At 46.8% G+C, this 18,404-nt stretch carries 20 protein-coding genes and 2 pseudogenes; 2 read left to right on the forward strand and 20 right to left on the reverse strand.

Going from position 1 to position 18,404, the window contains the following annotated elements:
• Positions 1 to 175: 175 nt before the first annotated feature.
• From LKE53_08305 to LKE53_08320, 4 genes and pseudogenes are all read right to left on the reverse strand, one after another.
• Positions 176 to 841 (reverse strand): annotated as a pseudogene (locus LKE53_08305) (recombinase family protein).
• A 51-nt stretch (positions 842 to 892) separates the two neighbouring features.
• A complete protein-coding gene (locus LKE53_08310; protein ID MCH3972747.1) occupies positions 893 to 1,066 on the reverse strand; it encodes a hypothetical protein in 174 nt (57 codons plus the stop codon).
• Positions 1,067 to 1,170: 104 nt separating this feature from the next.
• A complete protein-coding gene (locus LKE53_08315) occupies positions 1,171 to 1,557 on the reverse strand; it encodes a type II toxin-antitoxin system PemK/MazF family toxin (GenBank protein MCH3972748.1) in 387 nt (128 codons plus the stop codon).
• A gap of 533 nt (positions 1,558 to 2,090) precedes the next feature.
• Entirely contained in the window at positions 2,091 to 2,378 is a 288-nt protein-coding gene (locus LKE53_08320; GenBank protein MCH3972749.1) for a helix-turn-helix domain-containing protein, read from the reverse strand.
• 475 nt (positions 2,379 to 2,853) lie between these two features.
• On the opposite strand from LKE53_08320, the gene LKE53_08325 reads away from it, so the two are divergent.
• The gene (locus tag LKE53_08325; GenBank protein ID MCH3972750.1) at positions 2,854 to 3,210 is read left to right on the forward strand and encodes a helix-turn-helix domain-containing protein; all 357 of its coding nucleotides are present in this window, start codon (positions 2,854 to 2,856) and stop codon (positions 3,208 to 3,210) included.
• A gap of 165 nt (positions 3,211 to 3,375) precedes the next feature.
• Here the strand turns inward: LKE53_08325 and LKE53_08330 are convergent, their stop codons facing one another.
• The 11 genes from LKE53_08330 to LKE53_08380 form a co-directional block, all read right to left on the reverse strand.
• The gene (locus LKE53_08330) at positions 3,376 to 4,065 is read right to left on the reverse strand and encodes a response regulator transcription factor (GenBank protein MCH3972751.1); all 690 of its coding nucleotides are present in this window, start codon (positions 4,063 to 4,065) and stop codon (positions 3,376 to 3,378) included.
• A gap of 165 nt (positions 4,066 to 4,230) precedes the next feature.
• Positions 4,231 to 5,574 (reverse strand): MATE family efflux transporter, encoded by a 1,344-nt coding sequence (locus LKE53_08335; GenBank protein MCH3972752.1) that lies wholly within the window; start codon positions 5,572 to 5,574, stop codon positions 4,231 to 4,233.
• A gap of 34 nt (positions 5,575 to 5,608) precedes the next feature.
• Entirely contained in the window at positions 5,609 to 6,010 is a 402-nt protein-coding gene (locus LKE53_08340) for a GNAT family N-acetyltransferase (protein ID MCH3972753.1), read from the reverse strand.
• Positions 6,011 to 6,024: 14 nt separating this feature from the next.
• Positions 6,025 to 6,408, reverse strand: coding sequence for a helix-turn-helix transcriptional regulator (locus LKE53_08345; GenBank protein ID MCH3972754.1), 384 nt, complete (start codon positions 6,406 to 6,408; stop codon positions 6,025 to 6,027).
• Positions 6,405 to 6,992 (reverse strand): LysE family transporter, encoded by a 588-nt coding sequence (locus LKE53_08350; GenBank protein MCH3972755.1) that lies wholly within the window; start codon positions 6,990 to 6,992, stop codon positions 6,405 to 6,407. Before LKE53_08350 ends, LKE53_08345 begins: the two co-directional genes overlap by 4 nt.
• A 73-nt stretch (positions 6,993 to 7,065) precedes the next feature.
• Complete coding sequence (locus LKE53_08355; GenBank protein ID MCH3972756.1) at positions 7,066 to 7,257, reverse strand: 4Fe-4S binding protein; 192 nt, start codon at positions 7,255 to 7,257, stop codon at positions 7,066 to 7,068.
• A gap of 70 nt (positions 7,258 to 7,327) precedes the next feature.
• A complete protein-coding gene (locus LKE53_08360; protein MCH3972757.1) occupies positions 7,328 to 7,723 on the reverse strand; it encodes a pyridoxamine 5'-phosphate oxidase family protein in 396 nt (131 codons plus the stop codon).
• A 284-nt stretch (positions 7,724 to 8,007) separates the two neighbouring features.
• Positions 8,008 to 9,414: a relaxase/mobilization nuclease domain-containing protein gene (locus LKE53_08365; GenBank protein MCH3972758.1), complete on the reverse strand. Its 1,407-nt coding sequence runs from the start codon at positions 9,412 to 9,414 to the stop codon at positions 8,008 to 8,010.
• Between the two features lie 70 nt (positions 9,415 to 9,484).
• On the reverse strand, positions 9,485 to 9,775 hold the full coding sequence (locus LKE53_08370) for a CD1845 family protein (protein ID MCH3972759.1): 291 nt from the start codon (positions 9,773 to 9,775) through the stop codon (positions 9,485 to 9,487).
• Entirely contained in the window at positions 9,772 to 10,080 is a 309-nt protein-coding gene (locus LKE53_08375) for a hypothetical protein (GenBank protein MCH3972760.1), read from the reverse strand. The genes LKE53_08370 and LKE53_08375 overlap by 4 nt, the downstream gene beginning before the upstream one ends.
• A gap of 78 nt (positions 10,081 to 10,158) precedes the next feature.
• Positions 10,159 to 10,719, reverse strand: coding sequence for a DUF1273 domain-containing protein (locus tag LKE53_08380; GenBank protein ID MCH3972761.1), 561 nt, complete (start codon positions 10,717 to 10,719; stop codon positions 10,159 to 10,161).
• A 114-nt stretch (positions 10,720 to 10,833) separates the two neighbouring features.
• Between LKE53_08380 and LKE53_08385 the strand changes: the two genes are divergently transcribed.
• On the forward strand, positions 10,834 to 11,232 hold the full coding sequence (locus LKE53_08385; protein ID MCH3972762.1) for a helix-turn-helix domain-containing protein: 399 nt from the start codon (positions 10,834 to 10,836) through the stop codon (positions 11,230 to 11,232).
• A 141-nt stretch (positions 11,233 to 11,373) separates the two neighbouring features.
• Here LKE53_08385 and mobC read toward each other — a convergent pair.
• The 5 genes and pseudogenes from mobC to LKE53_08410 form a co-directional block, all read right to left on the reverse strand.
• Positions 11,374 to 11,718 (reverse strand): annotated as a pseudogene (gene mobC / locus LKE53_08390) (plasmid mobilization relaxosome protein MobC).
• Positions 11,715 to 13,049: a DUF3849 domain-containing protein gene (locus LKE53_08395; protein ID MCH3972763.1), complete on the reverse strand. Its 1,335-nt coding sequence runs from the start codon at positions 13,047 to 13,049 to the stop codon at positions 11,715 to 11,717. The pseudogene mobC and the gene LKE53_08395 overlap by 4 nt, the downstream one beginning before the upstream one ends.
• Positions 13,049 to 13,408 carry a hypothetical protein gene (locus LKE53_08400; GenBank protein MCH3972764.1) on the reverse strand — a complete coding sequence of 120 codons (360 nt, stop codon included), beginning with the start codon at positions 13,406 to 13,408 and terminating at the stop codon, positions 13,049 to 13,051. Before LKE53_08400 ends, LKE53_08395 begins: the two co-directional genes overlap by 1 nt.
• Positions 13,405 to 16,743, reverse strand: a complete 3,339-nt coding sequence (locus tag LKE53_08405) for an SNF2-related protein (GenBank protein MCH3972765.1) — start codon at positions 16,741 to 16,743, stop codon at positions 13,405 to 13,407. The genes LKE53_08400 and LKE53_08405 overlap by 4 nt, the downstream gene beginning before the upstream one ends.
• On the reverse strand, positions 16,710 to 17,849 hold the full coding sequence (locus tag LKE53_08410) for an N-6 DNA methylase (protein ID MCH3972766.1): 1,140 nt from the start codon (positions 17,847 to 17,849) through the stop codon (positions 16,710 to 16,712). Before LKE53_08410 ends, LKE53_08405 begins: the two co-directional genes overlap by 34 nt.
• Between the last annotated feature and the right edge of the window lie 555 nt (positions 17,850 to 18,404).

Genomic DNA, 18,404 nt, shown 5'->3' on the forward strand with positions numbered 1-18,404 from the left:
GTTTCGTATATAAACAACTGCTCCATCGGTCTCCACAAATGTTCGTATACAAAAGTTTGCTCTGCTGGCGCCAATCCCATAAGAACATAATTTCGAATTAGATCCGACTCCGATAGCTCCTTGTCGGTGGAATTTAAACTTTCAAAAATTGCCTGTGCATCATCCAATGCACGATCCATTCTTCCAGCTTTCCATTTTGTCTTGGGATTTTACGGATACCTTGAAAATTGAGCTGTTTAGCAATCCCACCATAACCGATTTCGGATGAAGTGAACATATCAAAAATTTTGCGTATAGCAACGGCTTCATCTTCTTCAATAATAAGCTTGCTATCTTTCAGCGAATATCCATAAGGGGCAAGACCGCCATTCTACCCACCTTATCTTGCTTTTTCTCTGCGCCCGTTCATGGTCTGCTCTATAACATTTTCTCTTTCAATCTCTGCTACAGCAGATAAAACTGAAATAAGCAGCTTACTACTTGTCTGCGAAGAATCAATACCTTCTTCGATACAGAGCAAATTTACGCCATAAGATTGAATTAGCTCAAGAGGATTTAGGATGTCAGCTGCATTTCTACCAAAGCGCAACAGCTTATAGACAAGCACATATTCAATTTCCAGCCCGTTTTCTATATCCCGTAGCATCTTTTGGAATGCCGGACGACCCTCAATTGATTTACCGGATTTGCCGGCATCCTCATAAATATCCACTATTACCATTTCTTCTCGATCAGCAAAACGAGATAACACATTTCGCTGTCCCTCAAGACTGTATCCATCGACCTGCATCTCTGTACTTACACGAGGATACAGAACACATCGTTTTCCATAACGGTTCATTATCATACCTCCAATTTGTATTCTGGAAAATACCGATATGTAAAAGCTGCATTACGCAGCTCCTTCAAGCTCAGCCAGCACATCATCACCATATTTTGCAACGATAACTGCCAGAGAGTTGATAGAGGCTTCAAATTTCTGCGAAGCGTGCAACCTATCTTCACGCAACGCTTTACTATACGAAACCGATAATTTCCGATTATCAGCCATACCGGTATTTTCCATGTAGAACCACCTCCGTAATTCTCAACCTCATTATAGTAGAACCCTGATATAAAATTAAAGATGTCGCTATGTACTGCGACATCCTTGCTTTTTTGAAACTGATATTAAATTGTTTCTGACTTTGTTTTGCCAACGCCGAGCGACAAACTGATATAAAGTGCCTTATCAACCCCAATCTGCTCTTTATTGGAAAGCCTACCTAAATACCTCTGCACACGCTGCTTATCAATCGTAAAGAGCTGTTCCAGTTGCACAACAGATGCTTTTGTAAATGCACTGTTTTTCTTTATCAGAAAGTGTGTCGGCTGGCTCAACTTCTTATCAGCACGAGATGTGACCGTGCCTACAATCAAGGTCGGCGCGTGGTAATTGCCCCGATTGTTTTGAATGACTACAACCGGGCGAATGCCGCCCTGCTCAGAACCGAGGTACTGTGTCAGGTCGGCATAATAAATATCGTCTCTGCGATATACCCAATTTTCTCTTATCATTGCGGTTCCTCCTTTCATTGGGTATGTACCAAAGAGCAGCACGATGGCTGCCCTTTCTTAAAATATGTGAGTTTCAAATTTGTCCTCGACACCCCTGAAACAAGGAAGCTGTTGTCAGCTCCATAGGGAAATCATCAGGCGGCCAACAGCGAACCGGCTCCACAGGTGTTCAACCTCCCCATCTTCTTTGTGATCGGGCCGCGAATTACGGAAGTATCATTATTCCTGTCATGTGTTATCGCCATATCGGTTGCTGCCCGATATTTACAAGCCGGTCTTTCTCGCTCCAACAGCCAAAAATCGTTATCAACATACAAGGAAACAAATTGCATGATTTTGTGCTGCCATCATGGCGTACCGCTGATGTGGCTGCTGCATTCGCATCCATGACAGTAATGTACCTGATGAATGATATGTAATTTTCAAGGTGCCGTCAGCTTATATATTTCCTTTCGCTGTAAGTAAAGTTTATCGTGGATAGCCATGTTTTTTTAGCGCATAGCTTTCCCGGTAACCGCCCATCTAAAGGGCGGTTAATATTCATTCACACAGGTGTTGAGTATGTTAATTGCAGCGTTAATCCGCTTGCGCATGATTTCCTCCGAAAGTGTTTTTCCAAGAACCAGATAATCCAAGGAAACATCAAAACACTCTGCAATCTCAACAAGCAGGTCGATAGAGCCGCCACTCACGCCGGACTCTACTTTTCTTAAATGGCTGTCACTGATATTCAAATGCTGGCTGAACTGCTCCTGCGTCAAGCCGTGGGCGGTACGGAGCTTCTTAATTCTTGCTCCGCTGGATTTAGGGTCAAAATACATAGTCTGTTTCCTCCAATTTTTTGAAATTTGAATGGGCGAATTTCAAACCCGGTCGGAGGGGACCGGCAATGGAATGGTCTGCCTAAAAGAGCGCAAAAAAGCGCACCAGAACTCTTAATAGAGCTACTGGTGCGCCAATAGAAACCGATATGATATTTCTTGTTCAGATACCCCGATAATGCCGATTGTGCGGTAGAATAAGTTTGTGCAGTTGCTGCAATTTTTTTAATTGTTTACCGATGCGTGGCTTTTCTACCGCCAGCAACTTTATAAAAAGAAAGACCAAAGCTACCTCCAGAACGGCAACCTTGGTCGAAGCATGACAAACCGCCCTGATGAGTTACCGTTTTTTTAACTCATCAGAGTGGTTTCTTATATTATGAGATAATCGGCATAATCGTACTGATTTAGAAGACCGATAAGGTCATACCACGAAGCAAATCGGAACGATAGAATAAGGTTGAGGTGAACAATTATGCCGAATAGTGATTTGAAATACTTGGGTCAACAGCTGCGCGCTGCAAGGAATGAGGCCAAACTCACGCAGGAGCAGCTCTCTGATCTTAGCCATGTGTCCATCAAGCATATTGCAGGGATTGAAAAGGGACAGAAAAATCCGTCCTTTGAAATACTGCTTGCACTCTCCAAAGTGTTGAAGCTGTCTTTAGATGGGCTGGTAGTATCCAATATGTCTGAGGAAGAAAAGGCCTGCAAGCAACTTGCAGTCAGCTATATGTCCTGTCCTCCTGCAGCACGGGATGCACTGTTAAAGTCCACGCAGGCACTTGCAAATGAGTTGAGTACGCCGGTTAAACACATGGAAACGAAATAAGCCAGTGGGTGAGGAGAAGTCCTTACCCACTGGTTTTTTGCTACACAAAATAAAAACAGCACTGCATCATTCCCAACTCGATAGGTATGATTATACAGTGCTGTTTTGAGATAACACGGAGTAAATTTAGAGATTTTGCAGAGATTTCAGCAATGGGATTTATTGTCACTCATTGCCGCATCTGATGCGGTATCCAATCCCATGCACGGACTTTATCAGCTCTGGGTCACCCAGCTTACGCCGGAGCTGCTTTATCTGAAAGAAAATGGTGGACTTGTCCTCCATATAGATGTCATTCCAGACTGTTTCATAAATTTGCTCGTATGTAAGCACCCGGTTTCGGTGCTTCAGAAGATAGTACAACACATCAAATTCTTTCTTGGAAAGAGCAACCTCCTCGCCCTCCACCAGAACGGTGCGGCGAGCAATGTCCAGCAATAGTTTATCATAGCTTACAACAGCATATCCACGCTCCGCAATGTAGTTTAGCTCCGTGTACCGCCGAAGAAGCGCCTGCGCTTTGGCAAGGCATTCATTCAGTTCATACGGTTTCGCAAGAAAATCATCTGCACCATGATTGAGCGCTTCCACTCGTTCTTGTGTGCTGGCACTTTCTGAAAGGATCAGGATTGGCATAGGCTGTAAATCCCGCATAGCCGCAATCACTTCACGCCTGGATTGTTCCGAGAGAGCCACATCCATGACAATCAAGCTGTAATTATTCATCCGCATACGAAACAAGCCTTCCTCTGCAGTGTAAACATGGCTCACGCTAATGACTTCATTTTCAAAAGCATCCCTGATGTGTTCAAACACTTCCTCGTCCCGGTCAATGACCAATATTTCTTTTTTCATTATGCTCCTCCTTTCAGATAAGGACGGCATTTTTCTGTCGCACTTAAATTTACTATTTGATGCATATAACTTTTAATTTGTATGATACCTCAGTCTTACTTAAATAGGCCTATTCTTGAAGAGAATCAAATATATTCTGCCGTATCATCTATTTGCTTCTATCAATCACTTTATTGAACGATAGTATTTATAAAACATTGGTGCTGTTGTACAAACCGCAATAGTATCTGCAATCGGCTCTGCGAGATATACGCCCATGACTTGATTTTGGATTACAAGAGGCATCACAAAAATTAAGGGGATCAACAAAATGATTTTTCTCCAAATAGTTAGAAAAATTGCAGTAGGCGCTTGATCCAATGCTACAAAGCTATACTGACAAGCAACTTGAATTCCATAAATCAGTAGCATAGACAAATAAACTCGCATACTCCACCCTGAATATAAGATAAGCTGTGTATCACTTGTAAAAATACCTGCAACTGTTTTCGGCATAGTCATGCATACAATCCAAATAATAAACGAACCTGTCACGCATGATATTAAAAGCATACGGAATATTTGTTTTACTCTTTTTAAGTTTCCAGCTCCAAGATTATAACTTAATAGCGGCTGAGCCCCCTGCACTAACCCCGGCAGGAGAAGCATGACAAATTGCATGACGCTGTTCAAAATACTCATTGAAGCAACCGCCATATCTCCGCCATATTTTTGAAGCGAAGTATTAAAGCTGATTGCTACCAAATTTTCGGTTAGCTGCATAAGCGCTGGTGAAGCACCAAGTAAAATACAAGGCAGAAGAATATTCTTGCGAAATCGTATCATACTCCACTCTAACTGAAGTGTACTTTTTTTCCCTCGCAAATACCTCACCACGAAAAATGTTGATACCGCCTGCGAAATAACAGTTGCCAAGGCAGCTCCGCATACTCCCATCTGAAATATGTTTATCAAAATAGCATCTAAAACGATATTCGTTATTGCGCCAATTGCTACGTTTTTCATGCTTACAAAAGTTTTCCCTTGTGCGGTAATAAATGCATTTAATCCCAGCGTAAGTTGAGTAAATACTGTGCCAAGGCAATAGATGTTCATGTAATCCGTAGCATAGCCGATTGTGTCACTACTTGCACCAAACAGCAATAAAATAGGTTTTCCAAAGGCCAGCATAATTATCGTGATTAATACTGAAATCCAAATCAGCATCCATGTGCAGCTTCCTAATACCTCCCTTGCTTGCTCTTTATCCCCTTTGCCAAGGAATATAGATGCCTTAGGTGCGCCGCCCATACTGACCAGTGCAGCAAAAGCAGAAATTGCTAAAATGACTGGTGTAGTTACTCCGACTCCTGCAAGAGCCTGTTTCCCTGCAACTGGAATATGCCCGATAAACATTTTGTCAACGAGATTATATAAAATATTAATCAGCTGTGCCATGACTGCCGGAACAGCTGATTTTATAAAAGCTTTGTGGACTGGCATAGAGACCTGCAGATTTTCATCCTCCATTTTTATCCTTCCAAACTTCGATGTTATATACTTTTTATCTGTGGCAAATCTGCATTGCTACTCCATCTGCCATAATTTGAAAACCATGTTTTTGGTAGAACGATGCATTCTTGCTCTCTTCCGGCATGATTTCAATATAAAGATAGTTTTTATATTTTTCTTTAACCAGTTCTATCATCTTGCTTGCAATGCCATGTCCATGATAATCCGGATTTACCAATACATAATGCATATATGCAACCATTTCTGTATCATCTAATAAGCGTACCAACCCCACCAGTCTATCTCCATCCCATGCGGTAATGACAGTAGATGAATTTATTAATGCTTTATAAAGCCTTTCGGGATATTGACCGGATACCCAACCTACAGACAAAAAGAGTTTTTCCGTCTGCTCCATTGTAAAAATTTTGTCCTCTGTATATTTGATTTCCATGAATATCACTCTTTCTATTTATAATCACATTTCTGGCAATGAGCCATCTTCATATCGGAATCTTCTTTATAAAAGATACCCGCCCAATGGCAAATGCTTTGCAAAATAGGAACAACGGTTTTTCCACGCTCAGTTAATGTATATTCAACTCGTGGAGGAATCTCGTCATATGATTTTCGATCCACAATTCCGTTTGCAATCAATTCCTTTAGCGTAGCTGCAAGCACAGCATCAGTAATATTTCCCATCTCTTTACGCACTTCGCTATAACGAAGTGTTCCTTTTGAGGCAAGCACACAGATAATACGGGAATTCCATCTCCCACCAAAAATATCCATTCCATATTCCAATGGACAACGAATGTCTTTATCCAGTTTTCTTTGATACAAGTCGATCATCCTTTCACGATACTGAATGCACAGTAAGCAAGGAATACTCCTAAAACAGCATTTATCAGCTTAAAGTGCTTTTCATAGATTGTTTGTAATTTAACTCCAAGAAAAGCCCATGTAAGACACGCAACACTTCCGATGCTCACAGCAAATATTCCGTATAATGCCAGGTCAACTGATGTTTTGCTATTTGGAATAAAATAAACACTAAGTAGCGTAGAAATATAAAAATAGATTTTTACATTCACCAGTTGTAATAATAGCCCTTCCTTTAGTGTGGGATTTCCACTTTTACTGTTTTCAGCCGCTGTACTACGAACAATATGAATGGCGAGCCATATCATATATACTCCACCAACATATTTTAGAATCGACAATAAGGAAGCAAACTGATGGGCCAAGCAGTAAATTGCTATTGTACACATCGTTTGTACAAGAGCATACCCCAAACAAATCCCAAGAATCAGTTTTTGGCTTTTTTTCCAACCGTACTGACTTGTTGTGTTGATCGCAAGGATATTCCCCGGTCCCGGTGTAAAAGAACAGGTAATCATATATAAAAATAAAGGTATCAGTACAGATAGTGGCATAGCTTTTCTCCATTTCAGTATAAGGGGACAACTTGTGATTGACAAGTTACTATTAAATTTATGAGTGTCAATTTTATGAATCTATCAATGAAACTGCTTTACGGTGGCAGAGAACTGTGCAACGCCCGCAGCCAATGCACTTTTCCCAATCTACAGTGCTTTTCCAACCAACCACTATTTTTATAGCCTGAACAGGGCAAACTTGCGTACAGGCTCCGCAGCCAACGCATTTTTGTTTATCTACAATCGCTTTTGCATTAGCCAAAATTCCACCTCCCAAATAAGAAAAAGCGAACACGGAGCTTTGACCACTCTGTGCCCGCTTTTCTTGACCATTACAGAATTTTCTTGTTATCAGCACCTGGCGTTGTAACAATAATCTTTTCTGGTGTAATGATCAATGCTCCCTTTGCTGTGGCTGCATTGTTAAACATCTTTTCCACCATAGCTTTGAACGTGTCAACCACAGCACCCTCAGTCACATATTTTGCAGTGCCTTTGATCTGGTAACCTTCCAAGTTCTGTGCATCATAAACGGAAATTGCAATTTTACCGTTGTTTGCTTTGATGTTTGCCAGAGTGGTTTCAAGAAATACGTCACCAACCAAGAGAGTACCATCCTCGGCTACATCCTTGAATGCGACCGGAACAACATTGGGCTCTCCATTTGCACAGGTTGCAAGATCCCACATACTGCTTTGCAGCAATTTTTTCACATTTTCATTCAACATAAAATAACCTCCCTAAGATAATTGTTTTGGGGCTTGTGCCTTATGCAATATTATATTTAAGCAACGCATCTGGAACAAGATATTAGTTAGTTTATAAGTAGCTATTAAATTTAATAGTATTGGTTGTATTGACTCACATAAATTCGGATATGAATGTCCAAATTTATGTGACAACAAATACTGGCAAGCAATGCTTGTTGAGGGCAACGCCCCCAAGCCCCTTTGAACACAGAATTTCATTCTGTGGCTGCGCGTTCTGCGAACGCTTTTAGAACATGACCGGCTCATCGCTGGCCATGTTCTTTTTCTTTCTCGGCATTCTGTTCCTCCGTTCCCATCAGCCGGTCAACATTGACTTTGGCGGTCAAAACCTCCTGCATTTCCTGACGAGCCTGCTGGTATTCCGCATAGGCTTTTTTCTTTGCTTCCAGCAAAGTCGCATACTCAATCTGCAATTCTTTTACCCGTGGCAGCTTCTGTACGCCCAGCTCATCAAATGCTTTCTTTGCCGCCTTGTGGAGCAGAATATCTGCTTCATGCTCTGCCAAAAACTTTTTGGAATACCCGGCTTTCCGATAAGCGGTATAGACCTCGCGGGTTTTAGAATAGTTGATGATCTGTGTCCGCAGTACCGCAAGCTCTGCCATACGCTTTTCTGCCGCCTTGATTTGTCCGGCAAGTGTATTATAGCGGTCAGTTGCAGTCTTTGCTTTTTCAGCAAGCGCCGCATACTCTAACAGCCCATTCTCCGAGAGATAGTTCATAGTCTTTGCCATCTGCTTTAGATTGAACACCTTTGCCCAACGCGCATAACCGGAGCTCTTGCCTGCCTGCAATTTTGCCTGAATGTCCACCAGAAGATTGACCTTTTTTGGCTCTGCCTGAACCAGCTTTTTATTTCTGGGTGCATGACTTTTTTCTCTGGCAAGAACGGCGGCAAGTGCGCTTTCTGTGTAATCAGCACCCAGCGTATCCATGCGGGCAAAGCGTTTTTGTCCCGGTGCTAACAGCGAAGCCGTCTTGCCGCGCTTCACTTGAACACCTTCACTCTGGAGCAGCGCGAACAACGCATTCAAGTCCTCTGGCTTTTTCGCAAGAGCGTTGTCGATGGCAACACGCAGCAGCTCCCGGTGTGACGGTTTTGCAGCATCACCCAGCCACTTGTTGTAGCTCTTTCCGTGTGGCTTCGGGTTCTCCTCGATAGACAAACCATTCTCAATACAAATGGTATCGTTCAGACGGCGCACCGCTTTTGTGCTACCCCAGAAGTTACGAAACTTTCTTTCACAATCCACCGTGACGGCGTTCCAGATAATGTGATTATGAATGTGCGCTTTGTCGATATGGGTGCAGACCACAAACGCATTGTTGCCTTTTGTAAATCGCTTTGCCAGCTCACAACCGATGCGGTTTGCTTCCTCCGGCGTAATCTCTCCCGGAGCAAAAGACTGGCGCAGATGATAAGCAATCACATCATCCGCACCACGCACCCGTCCTGTCTTTGTAATGTACTCCCGCTTGGCTAACACAAACTCTGCATCAGCGGTACGGCTGTCACAGCCATAGCAGGAAATCAATTTACCCTTTTCTGTTTTCTGCGGATTTTCCACATAGTCGATGATGTCGGAAACGGCTTTGCTGACTGTCCGTCCTTTGCCAATATGAAGCGGCATAATTCTTGTTGTTGCCATATCAAAACACCTCCTTTGGCATACTCAGAAAAAGAAAATGCGGAGTGGTTTTGTCCACTCCGCAAACGCTTTATCCATATATCAAGTCTTGAATCCAATACCGTAAGTCCTGCACCTTGGCGAGCAGCCATGCCGCCGCCATTGGAAGCCCCATCGGGCTGACCAAAAAGGCAATCACCAGCAGGATAATGCCGTTTGTCACTGAATATGTAATCAGCACTGCCAATCCCAACAGTGCGATTACTGAACCGGCAATACCGAACACAAATGACGAGCAGTACAAAAGCCCCATGCAGAGCCAAACGAACAGTGCCAGCAGTGCTATTGCCGGTGCGAATAAGATTTTTAGCAAAATTCTCATAGTTCTTCCAGCTCCTTTCGCTTCTCATAATACGGCTGGCACAACTGCTCTACCAGTGCATCATCTTCGGCTGTAACTTCTCGTTTTCCTTTGGTCAGCATCAGCTCCTGATAAGTCTTGAAATCCCCCAGCAGCTGCTCAAATAATTCTTCCGGCGTGGCGCAAAGGTAAACCTCATTATAACAGGGGGAATGCTCATCCCACTCAATCTTCAAATAACCACGGCTGGTTTTTACAACCTCTATTTCCTGATCCTGCTTCAAATATTCTTGAAAAATTTCAATGACATTTTCGTTAGTCAACACGGCATTTGCCTCCTTTTTCATTCTTTACCTTAATATTAACTGCGTTGGCCAACCTCATGCAAGGATGCGGCGGAAAAATCATATTTCAGATGTTTTCTCCTTGTGACCGAGCAGCTTTTTCGTTTTCTCCATCTCCTCGTTTCCATGCAGCACAACAAGGTTTGGAACAATGGTCTGTTTTTCCGAGTCAATCCGTATAACATGGCAACCCTTTTTTCGTGCGTAATCAACCGTATAGGCAGTGCCGCCTTTTTTCTCACCGTTATAAACTGCCAACAAATATTTAGCATGGTCTACCATCCAGCGGTTTCGGCGGAACATACAATCCGGCGTGTAATGATTACTGATATAAACTGTTTCATCACATTGGACAAGCAAATCAAAATACCGCTCCCGCTGTTCCACAGACCATTTATTTGCCTGCGTTTCACAGGGAATGGCGGCAATTAGTTGAATCTGCGGGTTCTTTTCCTTTTGCGCCAGCACCAGTTCGGCACCCCAAATATCCACGCCCAGCGCCACACCTGATATAAAAGTTTTAACACCATGCTCCATCAAAAAAACAATTTCCTGCTGCATCAGCTCTTTGAGCCGGATGCAGCCCGGGTGTTCTTCATCATATCCAAAGCTAAAACTGATGGGGCGATGCCCCGTAAATGCAAAGTTGTATTGTAATCCATTGTTTTTCCTCGCTTTTGTATAATATCGTATTACTAATGCGATAATTATAATGCCAATAATGAGTTTAAGTCAATGACACCATTACATAAACTAATGGTGATAGGTGGTGTTGCAATGAAAGAGAAGAAAACAATCAACATGGAAATCGGAGCGCAAATCCAATCCGCGCGAGAAAAGGCAGGAATGACCCAAGAACGCTTTGGGGAACTGGTAGGGCTTGGCACAAAAAGTGTTTCCGCGATTGAGCGCGGGGCTGTCGGCGTTTCGCTTTCTTCTATGAAGAAGATCTGTCAGGTATTGGCCGTGTCCAGTGATACGCTGCTGTTTGGTCCGGCAGAAACACGCGATATGCGGGATTTGACCTCCCGCCTTGAACGGCTCTCCCCAGAACAGTACGCGATTGCCGAGCGCATCCTAAATGCGTTGGTCGAGGGATTTGCACTAAATTCAGAGAATAGCAAGGATAGCTGAAAAAGCTGCCCTTGCTTTTTTCTTTTATCATAACCGTATCACGCCTTTTTCTGCAAGGATACGGCGGCATAAAAAAATCAGCGGAGGAAGCAGCGGCGCGTTATGCCGTTCTCCCTCCGCTGATTGGGGTTTATACCCCTGTTAGGAAATAGCACTGAGCCGAGCCAATACCTCGTTCAGCCCCGACCAGATTGCATCCTGTTTCTAGTGTATATCCTCCATATCCGCATCATAAATGCGCCCGGTTTCATGCACCCGTTTGGTGAGCTGATTTAGGTTATTGCTGCTGCGCCGCATGAGGGAAAGCAGCTCCTTGATTTCCGGCAAATCCAGCTTTACCACATAACCGTCTATTGCCATTTTTCGCAAATAGGCTTCTCGGTTGATGGTTCCCATCTGCGCCATTTTGGTTTCGATCAGCTCCAGCTCATGGGGCGATACCCTGAAATTCAGCTGCACCTCACGCTTGCGCTTTGGTGCGCTCATCGCTCCACACCGCGTTTCTTCGGAATGGGAGCCTTGGGCTGTTCCTCCGTGGCCTGCGCCAGCTTCTTACGCACGGATGCCTTTCGCAAAGGCTGGCTGCGATTTTCCTCTTTGGAAATCAGGGCGAATAGTCCTTTGCGGTCTTTCATGCCGGAAAAGGTAAGGGATGCAAAGGGCAGCATGGCAAAAAGTTTATCCTGATCTTTGGACGAAGCACGCAAAAGAAAGTCCTGCGAAATCTGTGCCATAAAGTGCGTTTCGTTGGGGCTGTTTGGTTTCTGCGGCTCCTGCAGGCGGCGAAGCAGCCGCGCCGCTTCTTGCTGAATGTCCTCTTTGGTAAGGGGCTGTGTCAGCAAATATTCACGCCTTGCTTGTGTGGTAAACAAATCCAGCAAGCCGGGGTGCGCCTGATTTACCACAAACTCATGGTTTTGGTCACTGCCCCAGCTGTCTTTATCCTCATAGACAGGAATGGTCTTTGCCCAGCTCTTGTTGTCATGGGAGATGCGCCCGTCCCAATCCTTTTGGCGCACGGTATTCGCCAGCACATAAAGGGTGCGGTCATAACCGAATTGCGCCACTACCTGTTTTACAGCATCACGCCCCAGCGCATTGTTGCGATAGTTGTCCGCAATGGCGGTATCAATGGCATCACGGCAGGCGATATTTGCTTTGTGGGATGCCCGGTACTCCGGCAGTTCCTCATGCTCATGTGCATAGGATGCCGGATACGGATACACTGGCAGCTGCAACAGCTCCAGTTTTGCTTCCTGCTCTTGCTGCACCACATCATTTGCTCTGGAAGTGATGCAGTCCAGCACCTCGTCCATGTAGCCGGTTTCCCGGTTTTCAAATTCGTGGAACACATCACCCAGCGGGATGGGCGATGCAAGAAGTGCCGAAACCTGTTCAATGTTCAGGCTGTTATTTTCCAGCGACATCAAAATATCCTCCCGCACCGTATATTCATAGGTATGGTGCAGGATTTCCTCCGGGGTCTGCTTCAAGAGCCAGCCCCGATAGGTGTCCTGTTCGGCAAACATCTTTTCATACAAAGCGGTGTTCAATGCTTCTGCCGCTTTTTCCTGATGCTCGGTTTCCGTACTCTGGTAATGCGCCAGATCGTGCGGGTTATCCTCGCCGTATTCGTTATAGACCAAATCGTCCACGGCTTTTCGGGTGGTGGCATCTGCCGCCATCACCTGAAAAGTAAAGCCGGAAGTGCTGCGATAGGGCAGCTCCTCTTGCACGGTCTGGATAAACTTTTTCGGGTCAGTAAAAATTTCCTGCTCTCCACTTGCGTAGGATGCAGTTCCAATAATATTCGACATTATAATACCTCCTCATGTGGTTTCGGTTTCTTTTCGCTGGTGCGCGGCGGCAAGGGGCGTTTCAGGCCCTCCAGCACAGAGGGGCGGCTGCTTTTGGCAATCGCCTGCTCCGGCACAGAACGCCGTCCGTCCATATTCAATAGGGCATCCAGCTCGGTGAGCCGCGCAGTTTTCACTTTCAATTCTTCTTCCTGCGGGAATGGCTTTCCGACCTCTGCCTGTGCCGCCTTTTGCTGCTGGTAAAGGTTTTCAAGCTGTGCTTGTACGCTGGTCAGGCGCTCCGGCATTTTATCCAGGGCGTTGTCAATGCGGACAAGGTTGCCGCGCGGGTCAGCGCCAAGGACAGCCCGGTGTGTCATCTGCCCACGCAGAGCAAGCTCATAGGTTTTTCAAAGGCGTTAAAGCTGACGGACATGGTAAAGCCGCGATAAGTGCCAATCTGTACCGGGTCACTTCCTTTGACCTCCTTGCAGGCATCCAGCAATGCCGCGCCTGCGTTTTCCTTATCGGTCAGAACATCACCACGAATTTCCATGCCAGCAAAGCCGTCTGTCGGGTGCGGGTGTGCCGCCAGCGTTTCCATATCTGCCTGCAAGCCCTTAACAAATCCTTTGTTGGCTTCAATCTGCTCCGGGTAGTATTTCAGCAGATTGTCCTCCATACGGAATTGTTTGCTTTGGTGGTCGGCTTTCATGATTTTGAGCCTGCTGACCTCCACATCCAAATCCATGCGCTCCTTGATACGGGGATCTCCGGCACACAGCGCCTTGATTTCGGCAAAGGACAATGCGGTTTCGTCCACATCTTCACAGGAGCGCACCGGGCTTTTGCTGGACATTATCTGACTGATGAATTTCTGTTTGTTCTCCACGGTCTGCCACAGGTACGCATCAAAGGTTCCCTCAGTTACATAGCGGCAGACATGGACTTTCTCGTTTTGATTTCCTTGGCGCTCGATGCGCCCTTTTCTCTGGGTCAGGTCACGAGGACGCCACGGACAATCAAGGTCATGGAGCGCCACAAGCCTGTCCTGCACATTGGTTCCGGCTCCCATTTTGGCAGTGCTGCCAAGGAGAACGCGCACCTGACCGCTGCGGACTTTGCCGAACAGCTCTTTCTTTCGCACATCAGTGTTGGCTTCATGGATGAACGCGATCTGCTCCGCAGGGATACCTTTTTCAATCAGCTTTCTGCGAATATCCGCATAAATCGTAAAAGGCGGCTCCGGCGCATCCAACGGAATGGCAGTTTCCAGACCGTGCAGCTCCGGGTTATCCAGATTGCTGCTGACGGCTTTTGCAGCTTTCACGCTGGGCGTTGGCTGGGGTGTGGAAATATCACAGAACACCAGCTGGGTCAGCTTTTCCGCTTCGCCGTCACGCCAAAACTGCAAGACATTGTCCACGCACTGATTGACCTTGGTGCTTTCCTCATCCGGCAGCATCGGGTTGATGATACGCTGGTCAAGCCCCAGCTTTCTGCCGTCCGAGGTGATTTTGAGCATATTGTCAACGGTAGGCTCTACTTCGCCGCTGTGTACCTTGCTGGCGCGTTCGGAAAGGCTTCTCACCATTTCCTGCTGAATTTCGGTAGGCTTGGATGCGTAGGTGTGATACTCCACTTCCGGGGTCGGCAAATGCAGCTGGTCAGCGGTCTTGATATCCGCTACTTCCTTAAACATCGCCATCAACTCCGGCAGGTTGAAAAACTTTGCAAACCGCGTCCGCGCCCGGTAGCCGGTGCCTTCCGGGGCAAGCTCCAACGCCGTGACGGTTTCGCCAAAGCAGGAAGCCCAGCAGTCAAAATGTGTCATGCCTGTTTCCTGCAAGCGGTCATACTGCAAGTACCGCTGAATGGTATACATCTCGGTCATGGAATTGGAAATCGGCGTTCCTGTTGCGAATACCGTGCCGCGATTGCCGGTGACTTCATCCAGATACCGGCACTTGGCAAACATATCGCTGGATTTCTGGGCATCGGTGGTAGACAGTCCTGCCACATTCCTCATTTTGGTGTAGAGGAACAGGTTCTTGTAATTGTCCGACTCATCTACAAACATTCGATCACAGCCCATCTGCTCAAAGGTCACTACATCGTCCTTGCGACTGTCTGCCCGGAGCTTTTCTAAGCGGGCTTCCAATCCCTTTTTCGTGCGTTCCAGCTGCTTGACGGTAAACCGTTCGCCGCCGCTGTTCTGCACTTCCTCAATGCCGGATGTAATCTCCCAGATCTGCTCCTGAATTAAGCGTTCCTGACGCTCTCTGCTGATGGGGATGCGCTCGAACTGACTGTGACCGATGATGACCGCATCATAGTCCCCGGTAGCAATGCGGGCGCAGAACTTCTTGCGCCGGTGGGTTTCAAAATCTTTCTTTGTGGTGACTAAAATGTTGGCTGACGGATATAGCCGTAAAAACTCAGATGCCCATTGCTCCGTCAAGTGGTTCGGCACGGCAAACAGGGCTTTGTGGCTGAGTCCGAGACGCTTGGATTCCATGCACGCCGCGACCATCTCAAAGGTTTTGCCCGCGCCCACTTCGTGCGCGAGAAGCGTGTTTCCGCCGTAGAGAATATGCGCCACGGCGTTTTTCTGATGTTCGCGCAGCGTGATTTCCGGGTTCATGCCGGAAAAGCGGATGTGGCTGCCGTCATATTCGCGCGGCCGGGTGCTGTTGAAAATTTCATTGTAGCGTTTCACAAGATCCTGCCGCCTCTGCGGGTCCTTCCACACCCAGTCCTGAAAAGCTTCCCGGATTGCCTGCTGTTTCTGCTGTGCGAACGTTGTTTCCCTGCTTTTCAACACCCGGCGCTCCTTGCCGTCCGGGTCTGTTACGGTGTCGTAGATACGGATGTCGCGCAGATTCAGCGAATCCTCAAGAATCCGGTAGGCGTTAGCGCGGTCAGTTCCGTAGGTGGTATAGGCGGCAACATCATTTCGCCCCACCTGTGTCTTGCCGGTAATCTGCCATTCTGCCGTAAAAGCAGAGTATTTTACATCAATGTTGCCGCGCAGATAACGGGGCGTGTCCAGTAGCTCATACATAAACTGGCGGTAATAATCCGGGTCAATCCATGTAGCACCCAGACGCACCTCAATTTCCGATGCATCCAAATCTTTAGGCTGCGCCTTTTCCAATGCCGCTACATTCACCTGATAAGCCGGGTCATGGTCAGCAGCGCGTCTTGCTTCCCGCAGCTTCTTTCGGACATTGCCGGAAAGGTATTCATCTGCGGTCTGCCAGCCGGATAAGGGGTCACTGCCAAAGGCAGGGTCTTTGAAGATAACGCCGGACAACTCGGAAATAATTTCATCCTCACTTTTACCGCACAGCTCTGACATATACGGCAAATCCACCCGCGCCTTTTCTCCGATGGAAACCGCAAGGGCTTCGCTCGGCGTATCCACGGTGGAAACAGCGGTGTGCTGCTTGATGGTGCGTTTCGTGAACATATCCGCCTTGCGTTCCAGCTTGCCGTCATCATCCACGATTTCCAGAGAACAGAGCAGATAATAGGAAGAATCTGCTGAAAATGCCAGACGGTTGGCGCGGTCATTGATTAGACCATTCTTTGCGGAAAAGCTGTCATAAAGCCGGTTTAGCTCGCCCTGTTTTTCGGTGATAACACTGTCCGGGGTATAGGCATCCATCTGAAGGTCAATCAGCTCATGCACACAATCCCGGAGTGCCACCATGCCCCGACGCGCTCCTCGGCAGTCGCGTTTAGCTTCGGGCGTACCATGATGCTGTTTTCCCGGTAATACACCTTGCCATCCACTACGGTATAGGAATAGTTTTTCACATTGGTGTCGGCAGGAATAGAGCTATCCGCTGCTTCGTTCTCGTCCAGATCCGGGAGTTCTGCCTGCGTGTACTGACCGCGAATGTATTTCACGGCATCATGGAGCTGGTCGGGAAGCTGCAAGGCTTCGATAGACAGTACAGTAAAATCCTGCCTGCCATATTGGGTGCTTTCCTCGGATACCGTTCCCAAAATCATCTCGGGGTGGTCGGCAAAATAGCTGTTGATGGCATAACCGTTGTCACTCTCTCCCAAATGCACCCAATCCGGCTGAATGTCGATTACCCGGTCACGCTTCTGGAAAAAGAGAATATCGGACACCACTTCCGTACCGGCATTTGCCTTAAACGCATTGTTAGGCAGACGGATAGCACCCAGCAGCTCAGCGCGTTGCGCCAGATATTTGCGTACCGCATTATCTTTGGAATCCATTGTGTAGCGGGAAGTGACAAACGCCACCACGCCGCCCGGACGTACCTGATCTAACGCCTTGGCAAAAAAATAGTTGTGAATGTTAAAGCCCAGCCGGTTATAGGCAGGGTCATTGACCTTATACTGACCGAATGGCACATTGCCTACGGCAAGGTCGAAAAAATCACGGCGGTCAGTTGTTTCAAAACCGGCAACCGTGATATTGGCTTTGGGGTAAAGCTGTTGTGCAATGCGCCCGGTGATGCTGTCCAGCTCCACACCGTACAAGCGAGAATTGCTCATGCTTTCCGGCAGCATACCGAAAAAGTTGCCGACACCACAGGACGGCTCCAAAATATTGCCGGTAGTAAAGCCCATGATGCCGACTGCTTCATAAATAGCGCGAATAACCGCAGGGCTGGTGTAATGGGCATTTAGGGTACTGGCTCTTGCCGCTTCATACTCCGATGGGGAAAGTGCTGCCAGTAGTTCCTTGTATTCCTCTGCCCATGCCGGTTTTCCGGCATCAAAGGCATCTGACAGACCGCCCCAACCTACATAGCGGGATAACCCTGCCTGCTCCTCCATCGTGGCTGTGCGGGGTTTGAACATATCTGCCGCCAGCTTAACATTATCGCTTTCAATCTTTTTCAGCGTGGCAATGGCATCCATATTGGCGCGGAATTTTGCTTTTGCACCGCCCTCTCCCAAATGGTCATCGGTGATGCGAAAGTTTTCCGAAGCTGGCAGCTCCGCTTCCTGTTCAATGCGCTCTGCATCTTCCATGACCTGACGGACAAAGGGACTTTCCTCACCGCTTTCCAGCTGCTCCCTGACATAATCGGTGTCGATGTTGTCAAAGTTATTCTGTTCTTCCTCGGTGAAAAATCTGTCCTCTTTGACCAGCTTTGCAAGATGGCGCTGCACCTTTGCCCACGGCAGCGTGGCGGTCTGGTCTGTGCCAGATAACGAAACCGAAAATACCGGCAACTCTCCGCCAAATTCAGCTTTCAGCCATGCCGCTGTATCCTTATCACGGGCATGGTCAAGCATATACCGTTCTGTACGCTGTTTGCTCTTTATATCGCCGTTCCACACCTGCAGGGCAGCATCAATATCTGCCTGTGTAACTTCCCGCACTGG

The organism is Oscillospiraceae bacterium (assembly GCA_022483045.1).
In the GTDB taxonomy this organism is placed as follows: domain Bacteria; phylum Bacillota; class Clostridia; order Oscillospirales; family Acutalibacteraceae; genus Caproicibacterium.